General features: G+C 46.6%; 13 protein-coding genes. 7 read left to right on the plus strand and 6 right to left on the minus strand.

What is annotated here, in order from left to right; translation table 11 throughout:
- Positions 1 to 180 precede the first annotated feature (180 nt).
- A complete protein-coding gene (locus K0I73_RS15030) occupies positions 181 to 795 on the plus strand; it encodes a pseudouridine synthase (protein WP_220061874.1) in 615 nt (204 codons plus the stop codon).
- Positions 796 to 826: 31 nt separating this feature from the next.
- Here K0I73_RS15030 and K0I73_RS15035 read toward each other — a convergent pair whose 3' ends face one another.
- From K0I73_RS15035 to prfB, 3 genes are all read right to left on the minus strand, one after another.
- Positions 827 to 3,322 carry a putative bifunctional diguanylate cyclase/phosphodiesterase gene (locus K0I73_RS15035; RefSeq protein ID WP_220061875.1) on the minus strand — a complete coding sequence of 832 codons (2,496 nt, stop codon included), beginning with the start codon at positions 3,320 to 3,322 and terminating at the stop codon, positions 827 to 829.
- Between the two features lie 340 nt (positions 3,323 to 3,662).
- Positions 3,663 to 5,165 carry a lysine--tRNA ligase gene (lysS, locus tag K0I73_RS15040; protein WP_220061876.1) on the minus strand — a complete coding sequence of 501 codons (1,503 nt, stop codon included), beginning with the start codon at positions 5,163 to 5,165 and terminating at the stop codon, positions 3,663 to 3,665.
- A 12-nt stretch (positions 5,166 to 5,177) separates the two neighbouring features.
- Positions 5,178 to 6,276, minus strand: a protein-coding gene (gene prfB / locus K0I73_RS15045; RefSeq protein WP_220061877.1) for a peptide chain release factor 2 whose coding sequence is annotated in 2 segments (ribosomal slippage) — positions 5,178 to 6,200 and positions 6,202 to 6,276 — 1,098 coding nt in all. Because the reading frame shifts where the segments join, the coding sequence is not laid out codon by codon here.
- Positions 6,277 to 6,691: 415 nt separating this feature from the next.
- Here prfB and K0I73_RS15050 point away from each other — a divergent pair.
- Together K0I73_RS15050 and fdhF are read left to right on the plus strand one after the other, a co-directional pair.
- On the plus strand, positions 6,692 to 7,675 hold the full coding sequence (locus K0I73_RS15050; protein ID WP_220061878.1) for an ion channel: 984 nt from the start codon (positions 6,692 to 6,694) through the stop codon (positions 7,673 to 7,675).
- A 239-nt stretch (positions 7,676 to 7,914) separates the two neighbouring features.
- The gene (gene fdhF, locus K0I73_RS15055; RefSeq protein WP_220061879.1) at positions 7,915 to 12,132 is read left to right on the plus strand and encodes a formate dehydrogenase subunit alpha; all 4,218 of its coding nucleotides are present in this window, start codon (positions 7,915 to 7,917) and stop codon (positions 12,130 to 12,132) included.
- Positions 12,133 to 12,240: 108 nt separating this feature from the next.
- Here the strand turns inward: fdhF and K0I73_RS15060 are convergent, their stop codons facing one another.
- Positions 12,241 to 13,905 (minus strand): methyl-accepting chemotaxis protein, encoded by a 1,665-nt coding sequence (locus K0I73_RS15060; protein ID WP_220061880.1) that lies wholly within the window; start codon positions 13,903 to 13,905, stop codon positions 12,241 to 12,243.
- A 232-nt stretch (positions 13,906 to 14,137) separates the two neighbouring features.
- Positions 14,138 to 19,273, minus strand: coding sequence for a S8 family serine peptidase (locus tag K0I73_RS15065; protein ID WP_220061881.1), 5,136 nt, complete (start codon positions 19,271 to 19,273; stop codon positions 14,138 to 14,140).
- 616 nt (positions 19,274 to 19,889) lie between these two features.
- Here K0I73_RS15065 and K0I73_RS15070 point away from each other — a divergent pair.
- From K0I73_RS15070 to K0I73_RS15085, 4 genes are read left to right on the plus strand one after another with little or no spacing between them, the layout of a single operon-like run.
- Entirely contained in the window at positions 19,890 to 20,726 is an 837-nt protein-coding gene (locus K0I73_RS15070) for a MipA/OmpV family protein (protein WP_220061882.1), read from the plus strand.
- 13 nt (positions 20,727 to 20,739) lie between these two features.
- Positions 20,740 to 21,111, plus strand: coding sequence for a DUF3019 domain-containing protein (locus K0I73_RS15075; protein ID WP_220061883.1), 372 nt, complete (start codon positions 20,740 to 20,742; stop codon positions 21,109 to 21,111).
- Positions 21,108 to 21,809, plus strand: a complete 702-nt coding sequence (locus tag K0I73_RS15080; RefSeq protein ID WP_220061884.1) for a response regulator transcription factor — start codon at positions 21,108 to 21,110, stop codon at positions 21,807 to 21,809. Before K0I73_RS15075 ends, K0I73_RS15080 begins: the two co-directional genes overlap by 4 nt.
- Complete coding sequence (locus K0I73_RS15085; RefSeq protein WP_220061885.1) at positions 21,809 to 23,017, plus strand: ATP-binding protein; 1,209 nt, start codon at positions 21,809 to 21,811, stop codon at positions 23,015 to 23,017. The genes K0I73_RS15080 and K0I73_RS15085 overlap by 1 nt, the downstream gene beginning before the upstream one ends.
- Here K0I73_RS15085 and chrA read toward each other — a convergent pair.
- Entirely contained in the window at positions 23,014 to 24,180 is a 1,167-nt protein-coding gene (gene chrA, locus K0I73_RS15090) for a chromate efflux transporter (RefSeq protein WP_220064405.1), read from the minus strand. The two genes, K0I73_RS15085 and chrA, sit on opposite strands and share 4 nt — an antisense overlap.
- Positions 24,181 to 24,245: the final 65 nt, after the last annotated feature.

Raw genomic sequence — 24,245 nt, forward strand, 5'->3', positions numbered from 1 at the left:
CAGAACACGATAAGCGCATTAATGACCTGTGCAGGTGATCAAATTAACATTACTATAACCACAAATGACAACGTTGTCATTACTAATGTTGCAGTATATTTGTTCACATATAGCTAGGCTATAAACCCAAACTCGACATGATATAATCTGCTTCTAACCACCTCAGAAGCTCACTAACTCATGTCAGACAACCAACAAGATTCAAACTGCAGTCGTATCAAAGAGTCTCACTTTAAAATTTTCAAACCTTATGGTTACCTGAGTCAGTTCGTACCCGAGCGACGTAAACGCAAACCGCTTCTGGCTGATTTAGCCGTCTTTCCGACAGGAATTATGGCTATTGGGCGCCTAGATCATGATTCTGAAGGGTTATTACTGTTGACGACCGATGGGATGACAAGCCATCGAGTTCGCAGCAAATCAATAGAGAAAGAATATTATGTTCAAGTAGACGGAGATATAGATACTAAGGCATTAGCGCTGCTAACAACTGGGGTCGATATTGGTATTAAAGGAGAAAAGTACCACACCTTACCTTGTAAGGTATTTAAGCTCGCACAGGTTCCCGAATTACCCGATAGAGGACGAGCTATTCGTGATCCACGCCATGGACCGACAAGTTGGATATCCATTACCCTCACCGAAGGTAAAAATCGCCAAATACGTAAAATGACAGCTGCAGTCGGCTTTGCTACCCTGCGCCTAGTGAGAGTGCGTATCGGCAATATTCACATCGATAATATGGACTCGGGCGAAGTGAGGCTGATAGAAGATCTACCCAGTGCAATATCTTGAGTGATCATCTCGCTATAAAGCCTATCGAAATCTAAGATAAAAATGACTCTAAATCTTTTGCTAATAAAGGCTTACTGTAAAGGTAACCTTGTGCTTCATCGCATCCAGCATCAATCAGAAATTCGGCTTGCTCCTCGGTTTCAACCCCTTCGGCAATAACCCTTAGGTTAAGGGCATGTCCCAAAGCGATAACAGCCTTAGCGATAGCCGTATTGTTACTATCACTGGGAATATCTCTGACAAATGATTGATCAATCTTTAACTTATGTATTGGTAACCGTTTAAGGTAATTGAGTGAAGAATAACCCGTTCCAAAATCATCCACAGACAACTCAAGGCCCAGCTCACCTAACTTCTTCAGCAAGGTGATCACCGTCTTAGGATCCGACATCATACAGCTTTCGGTCACCTCTAATTCCAAGTGATGCGGTGGCAAGCCTGTTTCATTTAATATCCTTTTGACGTCATCATAAAAGTTCGCTTGCTGTAACTGTGGGCCTGCGACATTAACAGAAATACGCTCAAAGGTTTTCCCCTCATCTAACCAGCGCATACCTTGAGTCGCCGCATTTTTTAGCACCCACAAGCCTATTTCATATATTAGACCGATTTTTTCTGCAACAGGGATAAAAACGGCTGGCGATATATGACCTAAACTTGGATCTTGCCAACGAAGTAGCGCCTCGAATCCACTGCATTTAAGCGTCGTGAAATTAACTTTCGGTTGATAAACCAGATGAAAAGCCTTGTTAGCAATCGCATCGTGAAGTGCACTTTGCAATTTCAGGTGTTCGATCGATTCCAGCGTTAACGATTGAGTATAAAATGCATAGTTATTTCGGCCATTAGTCTTGGCTCTATGCATCGCTGCATCGGCGTTACTTAATAAGGTATCACAGTTGTCACCATCGCCAGGATAAAGGGCTATTCCCATACTCGCAGTGAGACGAATAGCACCACCTTGGAACACAAAAGGTGCTTCAAATACTTCGCGTAACTGACTCACCATCAAAGAGACTTGATCGCTACTCTCGATATGGGATAACAGTGCCACAAACTCATCACTACCGAGACGAGCCAAAGTCCCTTGATTACCCAATTTAGCCGCTAGTCGCTGTGCAAGCTCTACCAAGACGGTATCGCCAGCAACATGACCAAAACTATCATTAATATGCTTGAACAGATCGACATCGATAAAAATCAGTGCAAGTTCAGCTTCTTCTCGCTTAGCATGACGTAGCTCTTGTTCGAGTTGAGCTGAGAGTGTCATTCGGTTAGGTAACTGAGTCAATGGATCATGATAAACCAGCCGAGCTAACTCTTGCTCACTCTGTTTTTGCGCCGATATATCGGTAAATACGGCGACAAAATAACGCACGTTATCATCATCGTCATACATTGAACTAATCGTCAGTCGCTCAGGGAAGATAGCACCACTTTTACGACGATTCCATACTTCGCCATGCCACTTACCTTGAGTCAAAATAGAGTGCCAAAGGGCTTCAAAAAACGCTTTACTATGGCGACCAGAATTGAATATTCGAGGATTTTTACCGATCACTTCATCGCGACTAAATCCTGTGATATCAGTAAACGCACCATGAACTTCGACAATACGACCAGCGGCATCGGTGATCAACACCCCCTCTAACGAATTTTCAAATACGCTAGCGGCCATTTCTAACTGCTCTTGGGCGGCCTTATGGGAAGTAATGTTTCGCGTTATCCCTATAACCCCTTCTAAGATACCATCATCACTGACTACAGGTACTTTAGTGGTTTCAAGCCAAGATTGTTTGTCATCGGTCAAAAGACCTTGGCATTCAGCAGTCGTAACCTGCACGCCACGAACAATAGAATCATGGTCTCCTTGTACGAAAGCCTCTGCTAGCATTGCGTCAAAGATCTCATCATCGGTACGGTTAATGATCTGATCTCGAGGACGGCCCCAAGCCCGCTCAACACTATGGTTAACAATGATGTATCGCCCAGCGATATCTTTCATCCATATATGTTCTTTGATGCTATCGATGAATAACTGCAGATCTATTGATGGGGATAAAGAGGATTGCCTAAGTTCTATCTTTTGTTGACGCGAAGACTTAAATGCATGATTCAATGATAGTTCGATGGAATCGACACCCATCATAATCAATCTATTCAAACCAGGGAAATTGTCACAATGAGCTGAATCGCCGACCTTATTAGGTACAAGACATAATGCACCATAGACCGCTTTTTGTGGCCACAGGATAGGAATAAGACTGATGCCATCTTCAGACGTATAAACCTCTGTGGGCTCGATAAAATGTATAAAAGGTTTTAATAAATTAAGCCCAGATGCAACAAGCGAATCAGCCCGTTCTATATCTTCAGCCGAAGCGTTTTGACATTTTAGCTGTAAGCTTAACTCTTCTGAGTCGTCTAAAACGTAGAGTAAAATACTGCCATCAAAATGCTCAGACAGAGTATCTATAGACTCCTGCCATTTTTTAACTTGTTGTTGTGAAAGCTTAATGTCTATCACTATCTGCAGTTACCTTTAAAATATCAAAACAAAACTATGTTTTATCGTTATTTAGCATATCGTCATTTATTATGAATAGACACAGTCAAAATAAAAATTGTGGACGATTATAAACAAATAGAATTAAATCATAGGTTAAAACACTATACACCCCGCTTGCTAAAAGTCGCTAGTAAAACGATTTATAAAACCTAGGTTAGCAGACAAGCTTATTATCTTGAGAACAGGTTGGTGATAGTAATACCAATCAGTATATGAAAGGAGATAAAGACTAGCGGTGAATACTCACCAGATATAAAAAAACCAGCCATTTGGCTGGTTTTTTAGCACCTTGCTAAACTTATCCTTGTGGACGCATAGCCGGGAATAAAATCACGTCACGAATGGTGTGTGTGTTAGTAAACAGCATCACCAAACGGTCAATACCGATACCTTGACCCGCTGTTGGCGGTAAACCGTGCTCTAATGCCGTGATGTAATCAGCGTCATAGAACATAGCTTCATCATCACCAGCATCTTTGGCATCAACCTGTGCCTTAAAGCGTTTATCTTGATCTTCCGCATCGTTAAGCTCAGAGAAACCATTAGCCACTTCACGACCACCGATAAAGAACTCGAAACGATCGGTGATAAAATGGTTTTCATCATTACGACGTGCAAGTGGTGAAATGTCCGCAGGGTAACCGGTAATGAAAGTCGGCTGCATCAGCTTAGGCTCAGCAGTTTCACCGAAAATCTCTTCGAGCAACTGACCACAAGTCCAGAACTTCTCAATGGTCATGCCTAAGCTCTTAGCTAGGTCACGCATAAATTCAACGTCTTTAACCTCTTCATAGGTCATTGACTGAATGGTTTCATTGTCTGGGTTATACTTCTTAATTGCGTCTAGCATGCTTAAACGCGCATAAGGACCACCAAAATCAACGGTATGTTCACCGTACGGAAGCTGTGCGCTACCACATAGTTCAATCGCGATAGAACTGAGCATCTCTTCGGTAAGATCCATTAAATCTTTATAGTCTGCATACGCCATATAGAATTCCATCATAGTGAATTCAGGGTTATGACGAGGCGAAAGACCTTCGTTACGGAAGTTACGGTTGATCTCAAATACTCGCTCAAAACCGCCAACCACTAGACGCTTAAGGTAAAGCTCAGGCGCAATACGCAGATACATAGCGATATCAAGCGCATTATGATGGGTTTCGAACGGACGAGCAGATGCGCCGCCAGGAATGCTATGCATCATTGGGGTTTCAACTTCCATGAACTCTTTTTTGATCATGAAGTTACGGATTGCAGATACCACTTTAGAACGCATAATAAACGCATTACGAGAATCTTCGTTAACGATCAAATCGACATAACGCTGACGATAACGAGTCTCTTGGTCAGTTAGACCGTGGAACTTTTCAGGTAGTGGGCGCAGTGCCTTAGTCAGTAATTGATACTCTTCCATGTTGACGTAAAGATCGCCTTTACCTGAAAGATGCAATTGACCAGTAACACCAATAATGTCGCCAATATCGAGACCTTGATATTTCTCTTTCAGCTCTTTCTGTACGTCTTTACCCGCATAAGCCTGAATACGACCGCTCACATCTTGGATAACCAAGAATGGACCACGTTTTGCCATGATACGGCCAGCGATAGAACGCTGAATATTCATGCCTTCCAACTCTTCTTTGGTGTTGTGACCAAATTCAGCTTGGATATCTGCCGCTTTATGTTTTCGATCGAAGTTATTTGGGTGACCGTTAGCAGGGCAAGAAGCGCGTACATGCTCCAACTTGGCACGGCGCTCTGCAATTAACTTGTTTTCGTCTTGAGTTTGTTCAGTCATCTTCTTCTCTCGTTAAAGGCCAGATTTCAGGCTAGCTTCAATAAACTTATCCAGATCGCCATCGAGGACGCTCTGAGTATTTCGATTCTCTACACCGGTGCGCAGATCTTTAATACGCGCATCGTCGAGCACATATGAGCGGATCTGGCTGCCCCAACCGATATCAGACTTAGCATCTTCGGCGGCTTGTTTGTCGGCGTTCTGTTTGAGCATCTCTAACTCATACAGTTTTGCTTTTAGCTGTTTCATCGCCGCATCACGGTTCTTATGTTGCGAACGGTCATTTTGGCACTGCACCACGGTATTAGTCGGCAAGTGAGTAATACGAATCGCCGATTCAGTCTTGTTGACGTGCTGACCACCAGCACCCGACGCACGATAGGTATCTATTCGCAAATCTGACGGATTAATGTCAATTTCAATTGAGTCATCAATCTCTGGATAGACAAACACCGAGCAGAAAGAGGTGTGGCGCTTACCCGACGAATCGAATGGTGATTTACGCACTAAGCGATGTACGCCTGTTTCGGTACGTAATGAGCCAAATGCATACTCACCAGTAAACTTAATGGTCGCCCCTTTGATACCGGCAACGTCACCATCGGTCACTTCCATCAACTCAGGCTTATAACCTTTTGCTTCCCCCCAACGCAAATACATGCGCAGTACCATGTTGGCCCAATCTTGCGCCTCTGTCCCACCAGAGCCAGATTGAATATCCAAGTAGCAGTCGGATGCGTCATGAGGACCTGAGAACATGCGGCGGAACTCGAGTTCTTCTAAGCGTTTTTCTAAATCACTCAGCTCACTAGAGGCATCGTTAAAGGTCTCTTCATCGTCTTCTTCGATAGCAAGTTCGAGAAGACCTTCAATATCTTCCAAACCACTATCCATATCATCGATAGTTTTGACCACCGCTTCGAGCGAAGCGCGCTCTTTCCCCAATGCCTGAGCATTATCGGGATCATTCCACACTTCAGAGCTTTCGAGCTCTCGGCTGACTTCTTCTAGACGCTCACTCTTGGCATCATAGTCAAAGATACCCCCGAAGGAGTTGGGTACGGTCAGCCAATTCCTTGATTTTAAATTTAACCGGATTAACTTCAAACATGACTTTTTCTACTTAAAAAACGATGGGCAGGAGTGCAAACGCGGTATTTTAACTCAATCCCCCACTTTAGCCTAGGGGCTGTTGGCTTTTTACAGCTTGTTTTTAGCGCTGTTTATTGGCAATTTTTACAATGCCAATACAAGGCGCTTAAGCTATTTTCCACAAATCGCCTTTAACACCGCAAAAATGACTAACAAAGCTAGCCCATTGAGCTCCTTGATACACTTGATATTGCGCTTTTAACCGATTTTAGCTTACGGCTTACGCTTACTGTCTCAAGCTTGTTAATTATCCCTAATTTAATTTAAGGATGAGAGTGAGCGAAAACCAATATAGATTCAAGGGTTAGCAACACTTTTTTATGAGATTTAAGACACACCTCACCAATTGAAATTTGCTGGCTATACTTTTTAATATGAACCAAAAGCGAAGCCAATGCTGCTACCACGAAGATGAAGGATTTTCATGCACTGAACCTGCTGAACCTTCTGGTCTGTGTTATTGGCATGATCCCAAAATCATCAAAGATAAGCCGGAAGATATTGCTAGGCTCGAGGAGTATGCTCGAGGTGGCGGCATGCTTCGAGGTATAAGCCTTAAGCGTGCTCAACTCCCAGGTATAGACTTGGTTCGTCATCATCAAAAAACGGGATTTGACATGAGCCATGTCGAGCTTTATCGAGCCAATCTGCAAGGCGCGCACATGTTTAACCTAAATTTGCAAAATGCCAGTTTAATGAAGGCGGATCTACGAGAAGCAAATGTCCACTGCGCTAACCTAGTCAATACCAACTTGCTCGGGATAAAGTGGAACGGCGCAAAAATTGAAAATATTCATACGGGTAAAGTGCTCAAGCAGGAGCGTTTAGCTAACGAAGCCGAACGCCTTGGCGAACATGAGATCGCCCAAGACTATTTTGAACAAACAGAAGAGATCTATCGCGATCTGCGCAAAGCCGCCGAACGAGAAGGTCTGTTCGCCATGGCTGGTAACTACCTGCGTAAAGAGCTTACGATGCGCCGTCATCAAATGCCTAAATACAGCTATTCTCGCATGCTATCGAAAATGATCGACATTTTTTGCGGCTACGGCGAGGCCCCAACGAGAGTGATCGGCTTTTCAATGGGATTGATCTTTGTCTGCGCCCTGCTCTACCTTTTTACGGGACTAAATTATGATGGCAATGTACATATTTTTAAGTTGAGCAATAGTTTCACGACTAACCTATCGCTATTTTTTAATTGTCTGTACTACTCAGTCGTCACATTTACCACCTTGGGATATGGCGACTTTACCCCCATTGGATACTCTCGGGCTATTGCCGCCATAGAGGCCTTTACCGGTAGTTTTACCATCGCATTATTTGTGGTCGTATTTGTGAAAAAAATGACCCGATAGCTCTCTCTTATTAGCAAAACAAGACGAAGATCACTAACCAGCCCAAGCCAGTCGCGATACGAGCACACTCTTAAGTACTATCGTGATCTCAACCACATAAACAGCATAAATATGCACTACTAAGACCTCTAGCTAAAACGGCTCTGGGTATACTCAAGCAAAACCTTAATCTCAAAATGTACTAACTCAGGGTCATGGATTGCCGAGCATAGTTAACGATTCTAATAAAGGTCCCTACAATGATAACACTCACCATCGACGGTCGAACGGTCACAGCCAAGCGGGGAGAGAACCTACTCCAATGCGCCACAAATTCAGGCATAGCGATCCCCAGCCTATGTCATCAAGGCATGCAAACGGATGGCAAACAAGAATGCGGTCTTTGCTATGTTGAGACTACTGACGGCTCGGGCAATATGGCGACCATTAAAGCCTGTGAAACCAGAATAACGGAAACTGTCAGCGTCATAACCCATTCAGCCGCGCTGAGTAAGATCCGCCAAGCGTCTTTAAAACACCTGCTTAGCGATCACTTTGCCGATTGTGAAGCTCCTTGCCAGCAAGCCTGTCCCGCTGGTGTCGATGTGCAATCCTACCTATTTCAAATAGCCCAGGGAAATCACCGAGAAGCGGTAAAGATCATTAAAGAGACCCTGCCCCTACCTTTATCCATAGGCCGTGTATGTCCAGCTTTTTGTGAATCTGCGTGTCGCCGAGGCGAACTCGATGAGCCATTAGCCATAAGGCAACTTAAACGCCATGCGGCGGATATCGATCTACAAGGCGACAGTTATATTCCGAATAGATCGCCCTCTACAGGGAAGAAAGTCGCCATTGTTGGTAGCGGCCCTGCGGGGATAAGCGCAGGTTTTTATCTATCCAATGCAGGCCATGAAGTCACTCTATATGAAGCTATGCCCAAAGCTGGCGGCTGGCTCAGATATGGTATTCCTGAGTATCGCCTACCTAAGGCGATACTGGATCAAGAGATAGAATTACTCTGCAAAAATGGGATGAATATTCAAACGGATACCCGCTTGGGTAAGGATATTCATCTTAGTGGCCTACTGGACGCTTTCGATGCAGTCTGCCTAGCAATTGGTGCACAGAAAGCCGTACCTATGAACTACCCAGGTGTCGAGCTGGATGGCTGCTATCTAGGAGTCGACTACCTAAAAGATCATTGTACTAATAAGCACTATATTACTGGCAAAAAGGTCGCCGTCATTGGCGGTGGCAATACTGCAATAGACTGTGCCCGCACTGCACTCAGAGAAGGCGCAGAGGTCACATTGGTTTATCGGCGCACTCGTGATGAGATGCCTGCCGAAGATTATGAAATTGAAGAGGCCGAACACGAAGGTGTGCGCTTCTATTTCCTCACCAATCCAATCGAGAACCATGCCGATAGCAATGGCCGCATCAACAGTGTCACCTTAGAGAAGATGGCCCTAGGTGAAGCAGATGCCTCAGGCAGACGCTCACCCAAAGCCACTGGCGAAACCTTTGTTGAGGACTTCGACACGGTGATCCCTGCGGTATCACAAACGCCCGATATGGAATTTCTTGGTCACCCAAAGAGCCTGTTGTCGACCGGTGAAGTAGCACTAACGCGCTGGAACACCTTCTCTGGCTGCGAACACACCATGTCATCTGGCATTGAAAAGCTGTTTGTTCTAGGTGACTCTCGAACTGGGCCCGCCACAGCGGTAGCCGCCGTCGCCGATGGAAAGAAGGCCGCCGAAGCGATCGAAAAACAACTTAACGGCCAGCTCGTCTGTGGACTCACACAAACATCATTTAACTCAGAGAAACGTAGCCAAGCACCATTAAATCTTAGCCATTTTCCTCAGCGATTGAAGCAGCAAAAAGCGACAATGGCAGAGCTTTCAATAGATGAAAGACAACAAAACTTCGATGAAATTGAACTTGGGTTTAGCGATGAAATTGCCATAGCAGAAGCGGCTCGCTGCCTCGAGTGTGGCTGCCAAGCTAACACCGATTGCAAACTCAGAGATTATGCCAGCGAATATCGAATAGATAGTAAGACTCTGGACAGCGAACAGCATAGACACTTCGTTCAAGATAGCAGTACGCCTTTTATCAACTTTGACCCCAATCGCTGCATCAGTTGCGGCGCCTGCGTAGCCATGTGTCACCAACAGGCTGGGCACAATGCAATTAGTTTTGAGGCCGATAGTTATCTGGCAATTCCACAAGGGGCCTCACAGAGCACACTTCGTCAGGCTCCTCGCGCAGGATTTAACGTCACCATGGCGGACAGTCAATGCGTGCAGTGCGGCAACTGTGTTCAAGTTTGTCCAACTGGCGCGCTAACAGATGCTCGCGATAAGACTCAAGGTCGTAAGGCAGCGCTAAAACAAACATCCACAATCTGCACCTATTGTGGAATTGGTTGCGGAATTACCCTACATACCGATCCCGCCAACGACAAAATACTGCATGTCAGTGGCAACGCAGCATCGCCTGTTAACGAGGGAATGCTGTGTGTCAAAGGGCGATTTGGCTTCGATTTTGTGAATAGCAATGAGCGTCTCACCACACCGCTACTGCGTAAACAGGGGCGACTGGTCGAAGTCAGCTGGGATGAAGCTATCTCTCATATTGCAAGCAAGCTTAAGCAGATCAAAGTTCAGCATGGTAGCGATGCTATTGCTGGTTTGGCCTCAGCCAAGGCGACCAATGAAGATAACTATCTGTTTCAAAAATTATTTAGAAGTGTTATCGGCACCAACAATATCGATCACTGCGCGCGCTTATGTCACGCCTCTACGGTAACGGCTTTGCAAGACTCCCTTGGCAGCGGCGCCATGACTAACGATATTCCATCGATCAAAGAGTCTGATCTCATCTTTATACTAGGCTCAGATACCGAGGCGGCTCATCCTATTATCGCCTCTAAGATTAAACAAGCTGTTGATCAACATGGTGCGAGGTTAGTTGTCGCTGACCCCAAACGAGTCAGTATTGCCGATAAAGCCGAGCTTTATCTTTGCCACCGTCCAGGCTCAGATGTGATGCTACTGAATGCCTTGATGCAGCAAATTATTACAAATAATTGGCACGATCTTGATTACATTGAACGCCGTGTCGATGGTTACAGCGAGCTATATAAAGAGGTGATGAAGCCAGATTACAGTCTCGAAAATGCGGCATTGATCACCGGCGTCGGTGCAGAGCAGATAACCTTGCTTGCCAAGATGATCGGCACAGCCCAAAAGACGGCGATCTATTATGCTATGGGGATAACCCAACACACGAGTGGACATGACAATGTTACCGCCATCGCTAACTTACAACTGCTCTGCGGTAATATCGGGGTTGCAGGTGCAGGGATTAATCCACTGCGCGGCCAGAGTAACGTACAAGGTGCCTGTGATATGGGGGCACTGCCTAACTATTTTACTGGTTACCAGAAAGTCGACGATCCTCAAGTGCAAGACCGCTTCGCTAAAGCCTGGGACAACCAAGCCCTGCCATCGAAGGTTGGCATCGCCGCCACAGAGATGATGCACTCTCTGGCTCATGGGCAACTTAAAGCACTCTATGTCATGGGAGAGAACCCAGTACTGAGCGATCCCGATCAGGCTCATGTACTCAAAGGGTTAAAAAATGCTGAATTATTGATAGTTCAAGATATCTTCATGACAGAAACGGCTCAGCTTGCCGATGTCGTACTACCTGCGGCGAGCTTTGCCGAAAAACAGGGGCATTTCACCAACTCCGAACGCCGTGTTCAGCAATTGCAAGCGGCGATTCCCTCTCCCGGTATGGCACGCCTAGACTGGCAGATCATTAATGATATCGCGAATGAACTCGGCGCTGATTGGCAATATCAAGATGAACGCCAAATTTGGCATGAGATCAATCAAGTCACACCACAATACCGCGGTATTAACTGGCAGAGTGTCGATGCATCTAACCCTGATAGCCGCCGAGGGGTCCAGTGGCCTTGCCCAAGTGAAGGGCATCCTGGTACGCCGATTCTACATACTGAGGAGTTTACTCGCGGCAGAGCGATAATGAAGCCTGTTGGCTATCGATTGCCTGCCGAAATGCCCTGTGAAGATTACCCTTTTATTCTGTCTACTGGGCGGCTTCTGGAACAGTTCCATACAGGAACGCTGACCCGAAAAACAGATGGTTTAAACCAATTAGCGACACCAAGGGTGATGATATCGGCCTTCGACGCCGATAAACTCCAGCTAGCCAACGGCGATATGTTAACGCTTTCGACTCGGCGCGGGACGATTAAGATTGCCGCCTTCGTGACTAAACGAGCCCAAGCTGGCGTATTGTTTCTGCCGTTCCACTTTGCCGAGGCGGCAGCCAATAAGCTCACCAATAATGTGCTCGACCCTGTGGCCAAAATTCCTGAGTTTAAGATCTGCGCGGTGAAAGTTGAAAAAGCTAAGCCTATAGTTAAAACAACATAGCGAAGCGTATAGTTAAAACAGAGCAGCGGAACTTGTCGCTGAACGAAATCCCCCAAACCAAAAGGCCGCTATTAAGATAGCGGCCTTTGCTTATGCTTGAGAGTGCGACTAGACCTTAAACTGGCCCACTAGCTTATCTAAGTTACGCCCTTCATTGGCCAAACCTTGGCTAATATCTGATGCACTGTTACTCGACTGCAAGAGTTCATTAACGATATCTTGGATAGCAAATACGTTACGGTTAATCTCTTCTGTAACGGAACTTTGTTCTGTCGCTGCAGTGGCAATTTGGGTACTCATGTCATTAATAGAGGTCACTGCCGAGGTTACTGCACCTAAACTATCGGAAATCGCCCGCGATGAGGTTACCGAACGGTGACAACTCTGCTGACTCGACTCCATGCTGCTTACCGCCAGAGACACCAGGTTGTGAAGTTCAGACAACATCTCATTAATCTCTAGGGTACTCGCTTGGGTTCGACTTGCTAAACTTCTCACCTCGTCAGCGACCACCGCAAATCCTCGCCCTTGCTCTCCCGCTCTCGCAGCCTCAATCGCCGCATTAAGCGCAAGTAAATTAGTTTGTTCGGCAATACCACCGATAACACTAAGTACACTATTAATTCTCTGGGACTGCTCATTGAGGGAATTAATATGATTGGCTGCGGTATCGATTTCAGACATTAAGTTAGACACTTCATGCAAGGAGCTATCGACACACTGTTGGGCATTGCTCACATCATCTGTCGCGGCATGGGTCGCCTCAGCAACTTGAGAAGTATTCATTGCCACTTCAGATGCTGTCGCGGACATCTCTGTAATAGCGGTAACAACTTGGTCGGTTTCATTATTGTGACTAATCAACTGAGCAGCCATAGCGGCAGTTTGCACTGAAATATTGTCGGCACCGCCTTTGACTTCTATCGTTGCTCTGGCGACATCTTTGATGATCCCTTGCAGCTTATCGACAAATTGGTTAAATGCCCTCCCCAGCATAGCAATTTCGTCACTGCCATGAACATTTAAACGCTTAGTTAAATCCCCCTCGCCTTTAGCAATATCTTCAAGGTTTTGTACCATATTGTGTATTGGATTAACCATGCGTTGTGCAGCCACTAAAATAACCACCGCTGTTACCGCGACCAAAATAAATGCGATGAAAATAATCATCATCGTTTTATCATTCATATGTTGAGTCATCACATCGCGGTAACTATCGACCTGAGCATCGATATCATCGGTATAAGCACCTGTTCCCAAGATCCACTCTTTACCAGGGACCGTGGCGGAATAGCCAATTTTTGGTACTAGGCCAGTCACCCCAGGCTTAGAATAATCATAATTAAAGAATCCATCACTGCGCTTAGCCGAATCGATAAGTCCCGCAACAATTTTCTTACCATTAGGGTCAGTCATGCCGATTTGCGCAGTCCCTTCTAAGGCGGGTTTTGTAGCATGAAAACGGTTAAAACCATCGAAATCGTAAATGAAGAAATAGCCAGCGGTGCCGAACCTGACATTACGTAGCGCGTTATTGACATCCCCCGCAGAACCGAGACTTAACTGATGTTCAACGATATCTAATGCAATATCGACTTGATCCTTTAGCTGGGCCTTACGTTCGTTATAGAGACTATCTCGAAAAGTGTTCATGTTCTCTTCGAGGGAATTAGATTCAAGGTTATAGGTAATCGATACCAGAAATAAAAAACTTAAAATCAAGGGTAATAATGCAAAAACCAGTAGCTTATTCTTCATTCTTAATTGCCACATTTTTCTCTCCTGCCAGAAGTGATACATCTATAAACTAAAATATAGCTAATAAATACAAATGTCAGTGATTATTTATCGTGAAGTTGTAATAGATCAACAATTTGATAAATGGTTATCTTATCGGCAGGTGTTGAGATATGTGGTTAGAGAGGTTTAGTTATTAGAAAAAAGCCGGCCTCCTATCCTTAGGGGGCCAGCAATAACTTATTAAGCTATGACGAACACAAGCTAATTAGGCTTTTGTTACTTTACGCTTACGGCGTGCGCCAGCTAGCATCATCATCAACAATGCGGTAAAACCGAGCGCACCACCATCGTCTTTAACTTTAACTTCGACTTCTGGTTTGGTCTCTGGCTCAGGCTGTGGCTCGACGCCATCTGACTCAACGGTCAGCATGAAGCTGGTCGATGCCGCATCGCTTGGGTTTTCCACGTCGCTTACGGTAACCGTGACTTCCACTTCACCATAGAAGTTCTCTTCTGGAGTGATGGTGATTTCGCTGCCCGAAGTATGGCCATCGACCACGGCGGTAATGTGCTCACCGCTGACGGTGATCTGGTTGACGCTGTTTTGCTCATCGGCGTACATAACAGTGATACCTTCCAGACTTGTGTTCTCGGCAACACTCTGATCGACGATGGCGCCCAGGGTGATGTTAGAGGCAACACTGACTGTGTGGCTCATGCTGATATCGGCCATGCCTTCGACCTGGCTGACGGCATTGACGGTAAGATCCTGACCGGCGGCATTGTCTTTAACGCGAGTCCAGGCGGTCACCTCGAACTGTGAGGACTCAGGCCCCATATAGTCGTAACAGATCACTAGGCCGTCAGATAACTTCTTATCCAGCTCACCATAGCTAAACTGCTCACCCAGATACTTCTGCAGCGGTCCATAGGCATAGACGCCGCCTCTAAAGCCTTGAATACCGATAGAGCCTCGGCCATCTTGGCCACCGAAATCTAGGTTGTCATAGGCCATCATCATCTCATACTCACCGTCGCCATGGCGGGTGTTGACGTTGAAGATCAACTCGAAGTCGAATCTGTCATCCAACTCTTCCCACTGGTAGACACGGTTAGCATCACGACCTGCTGGCAGATATGAACGGGCATTATCGTATTCCAGGATAGCCCAACCAGTTTGCGTGCTGGCAATCGAGATACCTGAGCGCTCGCTAAAGCTATTGACCAATGGCGCCGACAAGATAGCTTTTGGCGCACTAGGGTCGAGCACCTCGAAACCGCGCCACATCATGCCGATCGTCTCATACGGGAAGTTGTTGTATGGGAAGATGTCATGATATGGGAAGAAGAAAGGCTGGCCTTCCCATAGCGAGACTATGCCGTGGGCATGGATATCCAGCACATTCTGCTTGCCGACGTTAAGCTTTTCGCTGTTGTTATACAGGTGGAAACTGTCATAACGACCACCGAAGATCACATCGATTGGCAGTACGATGCCGTTGCGAGTCAGGATGTTATTGTCTTTACCAGTGATGGCACGACCATTGGCTCCATACTCAACTGGCGCAAAGCCACTAAACATTGGATAGATACGGAACTCTTCGAGATCCACATAGCCACCTGGGTTGCTGTTACCAAAGTCTGGCGTGCGGCACATGGCATCTTCCAGGTTAGTGGTCACCTTGTAGCTGGCTTCCATATCTGCCGTGTTAGGCTGGACACCGCTAATGGTTAACTTGCCATCTTCTAAGGTGATGTCTGTGACTATCTCTTTCGATGAGGTCAATACATCTTCCACATTCAGGCTTAGGCCTGCAGGGATGTCGGCGCTAATGGTAAAGGCGCGATCGACACCACTGTCGTTAGGCTGAACCTCGAAGGTAAAAGGTACTTGCTCACCCAGATGTGCACCGGTTTGCGGTACATCCAGATGTACGTCATCGATACCACGCTCAAGCTTGAAGGCGACCTTGCCTATGTTGCCGGCGTTGATCTCTGAGGTGCCAAAGTCGAGCAGTGAGTAATACACATCGCCTTCAACCATCTCAGGCATGTTCCAGTTAACCTGAATGTCTACAGGCTCCTGACCATTGCTGGCGGATACTTCCAGGCTCATGTTAGATGCCACAGTGTCAGTGACTACGGTTGTCGCAAACTGGAAGGTCTCTTCCATCGCGTCATAGTAGTTGTTCTGAGCCGTACCCTCTCTATTGTTGTAGAAGATCGCCCAATATTGGCCCTCTTCCGGCTCGTTGATATTACAGAAGTTGTCGTACTGGATGTGGTTAGACACACAGAGTAACTCTTCAAACGGATCCGCCTGGCCATTACCGTTATAGTCTTTACCCACATAAACGATTAGGTTACCGACATCTAAGGTACCTTCCAGCTCACTCTCTGTGGTACCGAAAGATTCCACCATCAAGCGACGGGCATTAGCAGGCACATCGATCATCTCGACGTGGGTGGCCTCATCCAGGCGCTCCTCCATAGGCACAGTCATGTCGGCTGTAGAGCTCCATGGGAAATTACCATCATCATCCTTTGGCAAGGTGATGGTTTTCACATCGGCCTTCACAGGTGCAAAGATACGGCCATGGATGTTGTCGCCTTCCGGCAGGCTGATCCCCTTGATGATGGCATTGCCATCGTTACGATGAGCCGTTGCTGCCAGACGTCCAGGCATGCCGTTCTTGTCATACTTGAAGACCACAGGCCAGTGCGCCTCTGACGCATTGCCACTGGTTTCGGTGAAGATTAAGTTTGAATGCAGTTCAACTTCCGCATTACTGAACCAATCCTGGGTATCCATGATCGAGGCCTCGACCACGATATCCATGGATTCACCGGCTTCGAGAGTAAACTCGCTCGGCGTTACCTTGATAGACACACCGTTTTGCGCCATCTGTGAACGTGAATCGAATGCCCAGTTGAGCACATCATCATGGGTCACACTCCAGCTACCGGCCGTGGTGGCCTTGATGGTACGGATCCACTGACACTTTGGCTTACACTCAAAATTCACCAGCTGTGGAATGTTGAGCTTATGCACCGCGCCACCGTTTTGCGGATCGGCAGCCTTGAAGTTCTCGGCTGTCTCGTCCAGGACAAAACCTGCCTTGGCCGCGTTAGCCACATTGATACGACCGGTACCGGCACGGTAAGTCGAGGCCAGTGCCACATCACCGTTTTCATCATCGAGTCTGTGATACTGCACCTTGTTCTCGGCAGTCATTGCCAGCGCAGACTGGATCTCGGTAGCGCTCCAGTCCGGCTTGGCCTGCTTAAGCAGTGCCATGGCACCGGCAACATGCGGCGAGGCCATCGAGGTGCCGCTTAAGAAGGCGAAGTCACCAGATGCGCCACCACTGACAAACGGATGCTCATCGGCAAAGGCGGCGTAGATGTTCACGCCAGGCGCCGCAACCGCAGGGATTAGGGCTTCAGGCGTCGAAGAACTCGGACCACGTGACGAGAAGGCGGCTAACCAGTCGGCGCGCTCAGGATCCAGATCGCGATCGATAATGGTCTCAGAGATGGTCAACACATGGTCGCTACCTTTAGCCAACCAATCACTCAGGCCGTAACCAGACATACCGTTGTCCCAGCGACCGTCCCACTCCTGCTTGGTGATATGGATACTCGGCACCGAGTAGGCCGCGGTCGCGACGATAGCGTCGGCATTGGCATAGTTGTACATGATCATACCGTCGGCGCCGCCCGCCAGGATATTATCTGCCTTGGCGCTACGGGCAATACCGTTTGGATCGTCTAGACTATTTCGCTTACACACTACGATCACATCGGTTGGATTGCCGCCAGAATCGGTCAGGTCAAAAGTGCCCGCCGGGAACGGCTCGCCACAATACTCATCACCATAGTCGCTGGCCTTCACCACCATGCCAGTTACCGAGCTGGTGTTTACCGCACCGCCAACAATCTCACTCCAGCGGGGCATTTCGGCACCGCCCATTGGATCGACAAGCTTGGTCTCGACCAAAATCTCACGTGAGTGAGTGCTCGCCGCCACATTCATCAGCCAAGGAGAGGCATGATCGATGGCGCCGAAATATTCTTTATAACCCTGAGGCTGACCCGAGTTACCCGCCGCGGCCGCCACAGAGATACCTGCTTCGCGTGCAGACAGGAACGCCAGTTCCACATCATCGCTCCACGGGTGAGAATCCTGACCACCGATAGAGAAGTTAATCACATCCACGCCATCGCTGATGGCATCTTCGATACCGGCGATCAGTGCTTCACCCGGACAGCCAGGGTTAAGTTCATTCGATGGATGACATACCTGATAAGAGATGATGTTGGCGTGGGGTGCCACACCGCTCATGCGCGGGAAGAGCGACTCTTTTATCACATCGCCGTCGCTGACCGCACCGCGTGCCGGGTTAACAAAATCCACATCCAGCAACACGTTACCCGCCGCCGTGGAGGCCACGTGAGAGCCGTGGCCCTGGTAGTCTTCACCTACGGCTGGGCGGGTATCACCATAGACACCGCTGGTGAAATTATCTGTGATCACTGGGTATGAGCGAACGCCAATAAGCTTGTCGTTACACATAGCCTCAAAACCCTCTTTGGTACAGTCGCCCACATACTGGCCGGCTCCCCAAGGGTTGGTATGGTCGTAACCGTCATCGCCAACATCGGCAAATGAACGGTGATCTGAGTTAATCCCAGTATCAACAATACCCACGATCACATTTTCGCCTTTGTAAGGCACAGAATCGGTAGCAGTACCGGTCCATAACTTATCAGCTTGGATTAGTTCTGGACCCGCATCTGAGAATAGTTCATAGTTTTTTGAGCGACGAACAGACGCCACACTGCCCATTTGAGCAACACGCTGCGCTTCTGCTTGCGTCATCATCATCGAGAAACCGTTTACCGCATTGGTAAACTGTTGGCGAACGTCACGATCACCTAAGGTTGAACCAATTTCTGATATGAGTTGTTGTTGTTTTTGCAGAAGTTGATTGCGATAGGTCTTGATCTCATTGTTCACAGGCTTACCAGCCACAAAGAGCTTACCATCGGTAGACTTATTAGCGATTGATTTTTCGCCAGAATTACCCATATTAAGCAGCGTAGCGCCCGCTTGTGCTAATGGCTGCTGATGTAATCTAACAATATAAACATGCTCACCCATCAGCCCATCTTCGATGACGAACTTACTTTCTTGACGATTAATTTGAACATTCAATCCATCATTTTGTAGCAAGCTATCACTCTGTTTTGGCCCAGCATTAAGTTGCTTAGCCTGCTCTGCAGTGATGTTAAGAGGCTGAAGCTTATGAACTTCTCCTCCTGATAGGGCAGCGGCTTGTGCCATACTCGCGCTATAGAGCGCGGCGGCAACTGCCGTTACTAATGTTTTCACCTTCATGAAACTATCCACCTTTTAAGTTATTACCTGATGAGATTTGTTTTTTTGCATATATATTCACCAGCGAAATAACATATAATCATGTTGTTAAACGAAAACGGCAGTGGTTTGATGTAGCATTTTGTATAACTGTTAAAAAAGAAACATTAAATCAACAATTAAGGATTTGTAGCGATACACACCTAACATCCACTTATAAAAACTTCCAACTAAAACAATAAAAACAAAAGAATAGAAACCAAAACGATGGAGGTAACACTGGCGGGGCAATGTTAAAAAACCACTAACATTAGCTAATAAAACCGAGACTGGATGTCACTATATCTATTAAACTACTATGGTTAAGATGCATTGACACATAATGGTTACCTCAATCAATAGAGGAAAGGTGATGATATATTTATGCAGAAATGTTTAATTGATTACGCTGAGTTTCCATCATAAGTTAACTAACAGATTGATATATAGAAGCTAACAGCGAAACACAGCTAGCTTTATGGATCGGCATAGCGCAACACCTAATGTATCATTTTGTACGCTCACGGATATTTTTACAGACTTTTAACTTAAGATCGTTTTAGATTCATACATGCTGTTTTAGGATTTAGATAAAATCATGAAGTACCTTTTTTCCAGCCTCTGTATCATATTTTTCCTCACTTTAATAGATGCTAGAGCCGACGAGCAGCTTGATGCAATAAAGACGGGCGAACTGCAGTTCACGCTCGCCTTAGGCTATGGCGGCATTGAAAATCCTAGAGCGACATCTGACAACATAACCACCTATGTGTTACCCAGTTGGTCCTATTATGGTGAACGCTTCTATGTAGAGAACTTTACCTTAGGCTATAGCCTCTACGAATCTGACCGTTTTATTGTCGATTTACAAACTCGGCTAAATGAAGATGGGATATTTTTCGAACTTGATGGTTGGAGCAATGTTTTTTTAAGCGATATTTTGGGCTATAAACCAAATAAGCAGCCACTATTTGGACCTGAGTTCCCCGAAATACCGATCGAACGACATATCTCCTACCTTGGAGGAGTTAATAGCTCATGGTTAACCCCTTATCTGGATATCAACTTAGGCTATTACCATGATATAAGCGGGGTTCATCAAGGCAATGAGATCCACTTAAAACTTAAAACAATCCAGCCTTTATCATGGGGAGCCCTTGCCTTCGAAGTGGGCGCAATAAGAAAAAGCAGCCAACTCATCAGATACTATTACCACTTTACCGAGGCAGAAGTTGGACGGCTGATACGTGAAAGTGCCCAATCTGCGTCTATCAATTACCATGCTAGCGGCGTCATCAACATCCCACTTTGGCAAGATATCAATTTTGTCGGCATTGTCACCTACACTTGGTTAGGCGATGAGATAAGCGACAACCTGATGGTAGAAAAAGATGGCTACTTATCTGGGTTCGTTGGAGTAAGCTATGCCTTCTAGCGGGTCAACCTTGATGACAATGCTCCTAATTTGGGTCTCAGTATTGAGCGTCGAAGTGAGAGCCGCGACGACAAAAGTCGAGATCAAACCCCAAACCTGTGCGGTGATCGAAGCTGGGACTCCTTGCCATATGCAGCTCAAGATCAGCTATCATCTACTGGTGCTGGAGCAGACCTGTATCTGGATAGCCCTAAGAGAAAAACCTGAGCAATGCTTCGACAGCCTAAGCGTCAACCACTTATTTGACCTCTCACTAGTTGAAGATACTCAAGTATTTATAAAAGATCTCAATGATAAAGTGCTTGATGAAGTAACAATACAAGTTGCTATCTATCAGCCAGCAAATACCCGAAGACGCAGAGGACTCAATTGGAACTTGCTATGACGACGCCAAAGATATTGCTTATTGAGGACGATCTTGACCTAGCCGAACTCACGGTGCTTTATCTATCTCAACAGGGATTCGAATTAACCCATGTAGAATCTGCTGAAGAGGTATCTCAGTTGGAGCGGACTGAACACTTCGATCTCATTATCTGCGATATCATGTTGCCAGGGCAGGACGGGTTTAGTCTATTCGAAGCGCTGGCACAGCGCTTTCAATGCGTGATCATCTTTATGACGGCGCTCGACGGCCAGCAAGAACAAATCAAGGGGCTCGAGTTGGGCGCGAGCGACTATATTGTCAAACCAGTAAATCCAGAGCTGTTAGTGGCGCGAATTAGGGCGAATCTCAGAAAGGGGCAAACTAACCCACAGTCCAAAACCCTTGCTATTCATGACTTTCATATCGACTTTACCAAACAGCAACTGTCAATAGCGGGTCGACCACATAAAGTCACCACCCAAGAATTTAATCTACTGTGGATCTTCGCCCAACATCATGGTGAAATTTTAAGCCGCGAGTTTCTATTCGAGCAATATGTTGGTCGTCCCTACGATGGTCTAGATAGAGCTATCGACCTAAAGATCAGTCGATTACGTAAAAAAATAGAGGGCTATCAGATAGCAGGCTTAACCATCAAAACCGTTCATGGGCAAGGCTATCTGTTCAACTATCAGCCACAACTATCGGACCGATAATGAAGTTTCAATTTTATCGCCTCTATGCTTTATTGATACTCAGCAGCGCACTGATCATTTGGTCATTTAGTGAAATTCATACCGCCATGCAACAAGGCAATGAGTCATATCAAATCGATGTCGATAACGTATTTAGTGGTCTAATAGACGAACAGCAAGCCGTCACTATATCCCGTATCAGCGCAGACAACTTGGCCCTGCCAACAGATCTTAACGACCAGCTCAACCAAGGCAAAACCATCGCCCTAACCTTAAGTAATCGACAAACCTATTACTACCGACAAGGCAGTAGTACTGAAGAGGTGATCGCCTTTGGCCCTGTCATACATGCTTCGCGAGCGAGTGTGCCGAGGGAACTTATCATTTTCGCGTTATACGCTAGTCTCGGCTGCGTAGCACTCCTGCTTATATGGCCACTATTTCGCGATCTCTCGAAATTACAAAAAACCGCTATCGCCTTTGGCGCGCGGCCGAGAAAGATGCCTCAAGTCATCAACAAGCGCTCTGCAATCTATCCTCTCGCCAAGGTATATCATGAGGTAACGATACAGATAGTCGATTTCCTGCAGATGCATAAAGAGCTATCTCGAACCATCTCCCACGAAGTCAGAACTCCGCTGGCGCGTATGCGTTTTGCCCTGCAACTTAGCAAGGAGCAGTTGGATGAAAAATATTGGCAGAGGCTCAATGCCGATATCGACGAGATAGAGCAACTGGCCAGCAACTACCTCTCCTTTGCCAAGCTTGAACACAGAGAGACACAGCTGCAGAAAGTAGAAACTTCCCCCCAACAGTTTCTAAAACAACTACAAGATAAGTTTTCCCTTTATCAGCACAAAATCATCATCAATTTCGATGCTAACAATTTTGCCACCTATATCGACACACAATCCATGACCATAGCCACTCAAAACCTGATCATGAACGCCCTCAGATTTGCTCGGACCCAGATCAATGTCAGCTTTTATTGTGATGGCGAGCGTTGTGAAATTAAGGTTGAAGATGACGGACCGGGCTTCGAAGGCAAAGGAAAACAGTTGTTAGCCGCCTTCGCCAGAGACAAGGACCAATCCGACAGCTCCGGCTATGGCCTTGGACTATATATAGTGCGTAAGGTCGCCATCTGGCATCAAGGGGCATTGACACTACAGCCATCCACTCACCTCGGTGGCGCATGTCTTTGTATCCGCTGGCGCAACCAAGATTAGCCCGTAAACCCGAGCGCTAGCCCCACAACAACATAGCCAAGCACCAACCATAAGATATTTAATCTAAAGCGTTTAGACAGCCACAAACCTAATATCACCAATAGAAGATCCACCAGCGAAAAGATTGCACTGGTAATGACCGGCGTGATTAATGCGGCTAATAGCAGGCCGACCACCGCCGCGTTTATCCCAGCAATCGCGCCACGAAACTTTGCGCTAGCCATCAAGCCATGCCAAGACTTTAATGCGGAAAGCAGCAACAAGAATCCAGATAAAAATATCGCTAAGGTCGCGACTAGGGCACCTAAAATAGGGTTGTCTGCCCATGATTCGGCGCCAAGAAACGCCGCCAGAGTGAACATAGGGCCGGGAACGGCCTGTGCAAAGGCATACCCAGCTAGAAAGCGTTCGCTACTGATCTCTTGACCGACGCTCATCTCGAGTAAAGGCAGCACCACATGCCCACCGCCAAATACTAAGGCGCCGGCATGATAGAACTGCGCGAAGAGCTGAACGGCTTTGACATCGATCGTTAGCCAAAACAGTGACAGCAAAAACAGTAGCGCAAATATGAACAGCCACCGAAAATCGATGGCCAGTGGCGGCAAAGCGGGTTGGCTAGCCCCTGACTCGAATGACTTGGGAGACAAAAAATATGCGCCGATAACCGCCGCAACGAATAACAGTAAGAGTTGAGCCCAAAGCGATGCAAAGCCAAGGATAATCACGGCACCCAAGAGCATGATCAGCCGCGTCAAGGTTTGACGACAGAACAGTTTAAACATCCCGCTTACGGCATCGGCAACAATCACCACAGCCATCAGTTTTAAACCATGAAGTAAACCTTGGAACCAGCTGGCACCTAGCCAATTCGTGCTACTAACAGCGAGCATAGTCAAGAGAAGAAACGAAGGTAAGGTAAAACCAATAAAAGCCGCGAGGCCACCAGCAAGCCCACCTCTAAAATGCCCTATCGAAAATCCTACCTGACTAGAACTAGGACCTGGAAGCACTTGGCTTAAAGCGACAAAACTGGCATAGGTATTGGCATCAAGCCAGTTTAACTCATCGACGAAACGCTTTTTGAAGTAACCGATATGGGCGGCTGGCCCACCGAAACTCATCAAGCCTAATAGAAAAAATTGCCAAAAAATCGCCAACACCATCACATCCTTATATCGAATAGAGTCAATAGATTATGACAGATGAATGACAACTTAATGACAGA

The organism is Shewanella mesophila (genome assembly GCF_019457515.1).
GTDB classification, from domain to species: Bacteria; Pseudomonadota; Gammaproteobacteria; order Enterobacterales; family Shewanellaceae; genus Shewanella; species Shewanella mesophila.

Bases quoted from the DNA above. Each gene is read 5' to 3' on its own strand.
- K0I73_RS15030 (WP_220061874.1), top strand. From the start codon at position 181: ATGTCAGACAACCAACAAGATTCAAACTGCAGTCGTATCAAAGAGTCT.
- lysS (WP_220061876.1), bottom strand. From the start codon at position 5,165: ATGACTGAACAAACTCAAGACGAAAACAAGTTAATTGCAGAGCGCCGT.
- K0I73_RS15050 (WP_220061878.1), top strand. From the start codon at position 6,692: ATGAACCAAAAGCGAAGCCAATGCTGCTACCACGAAGATGAAGGATTT.
- fdhF (WP_220061879.1), top strand. From the start codon at position 7,915: ATGATAACACTCACCATCGACGGTCGAACGGTCACAGCCAAGCGGGGA.
- K0I73_RS15060 (WP_220061880.1), bottom strand. From the start codon at position 13,905: ATGTGGCAATTAAGAATGAAGAATAAGCTACTGGTTTTTGCATTATTA.
- K0I73_RS15065 (WP_220061881.1), bottom strand. From the start codon at position 19,273: ATGAAGGTGAAAACATTAGTAACGGCAGTTGCCGCCGCGCTCTATAGC.
- K0I73_RS15070 (WP_220061882.1), top strand. From the start codon at position 19,890: ATGAAGTACCTTTTTTCCAGCCTCTGTATCATATTTTTCCTCACTTTA.
- K0I73_RS15075 (WP_220061883.1), top strand. From the start codon at position 20,740: ATGACAATGCTCCTAATTTGGGTCTCAGTATTGAGCGTCGAAGTGAGA.
- K0I73_RS15080 (WP_220061884.1), top strand. From the start codon at position 21,108: ATGACGACGCCAAAGATATTGCTTATTGAGGACGATCTTGACCTAGCC.
- K0I73_RS15085 (WP_220061885.1), top strand. From the start codon at position 21,809: ATGAAGTTTCAATTTTATCGCCTCTATGCTTTATTGATACTCAGCAGC.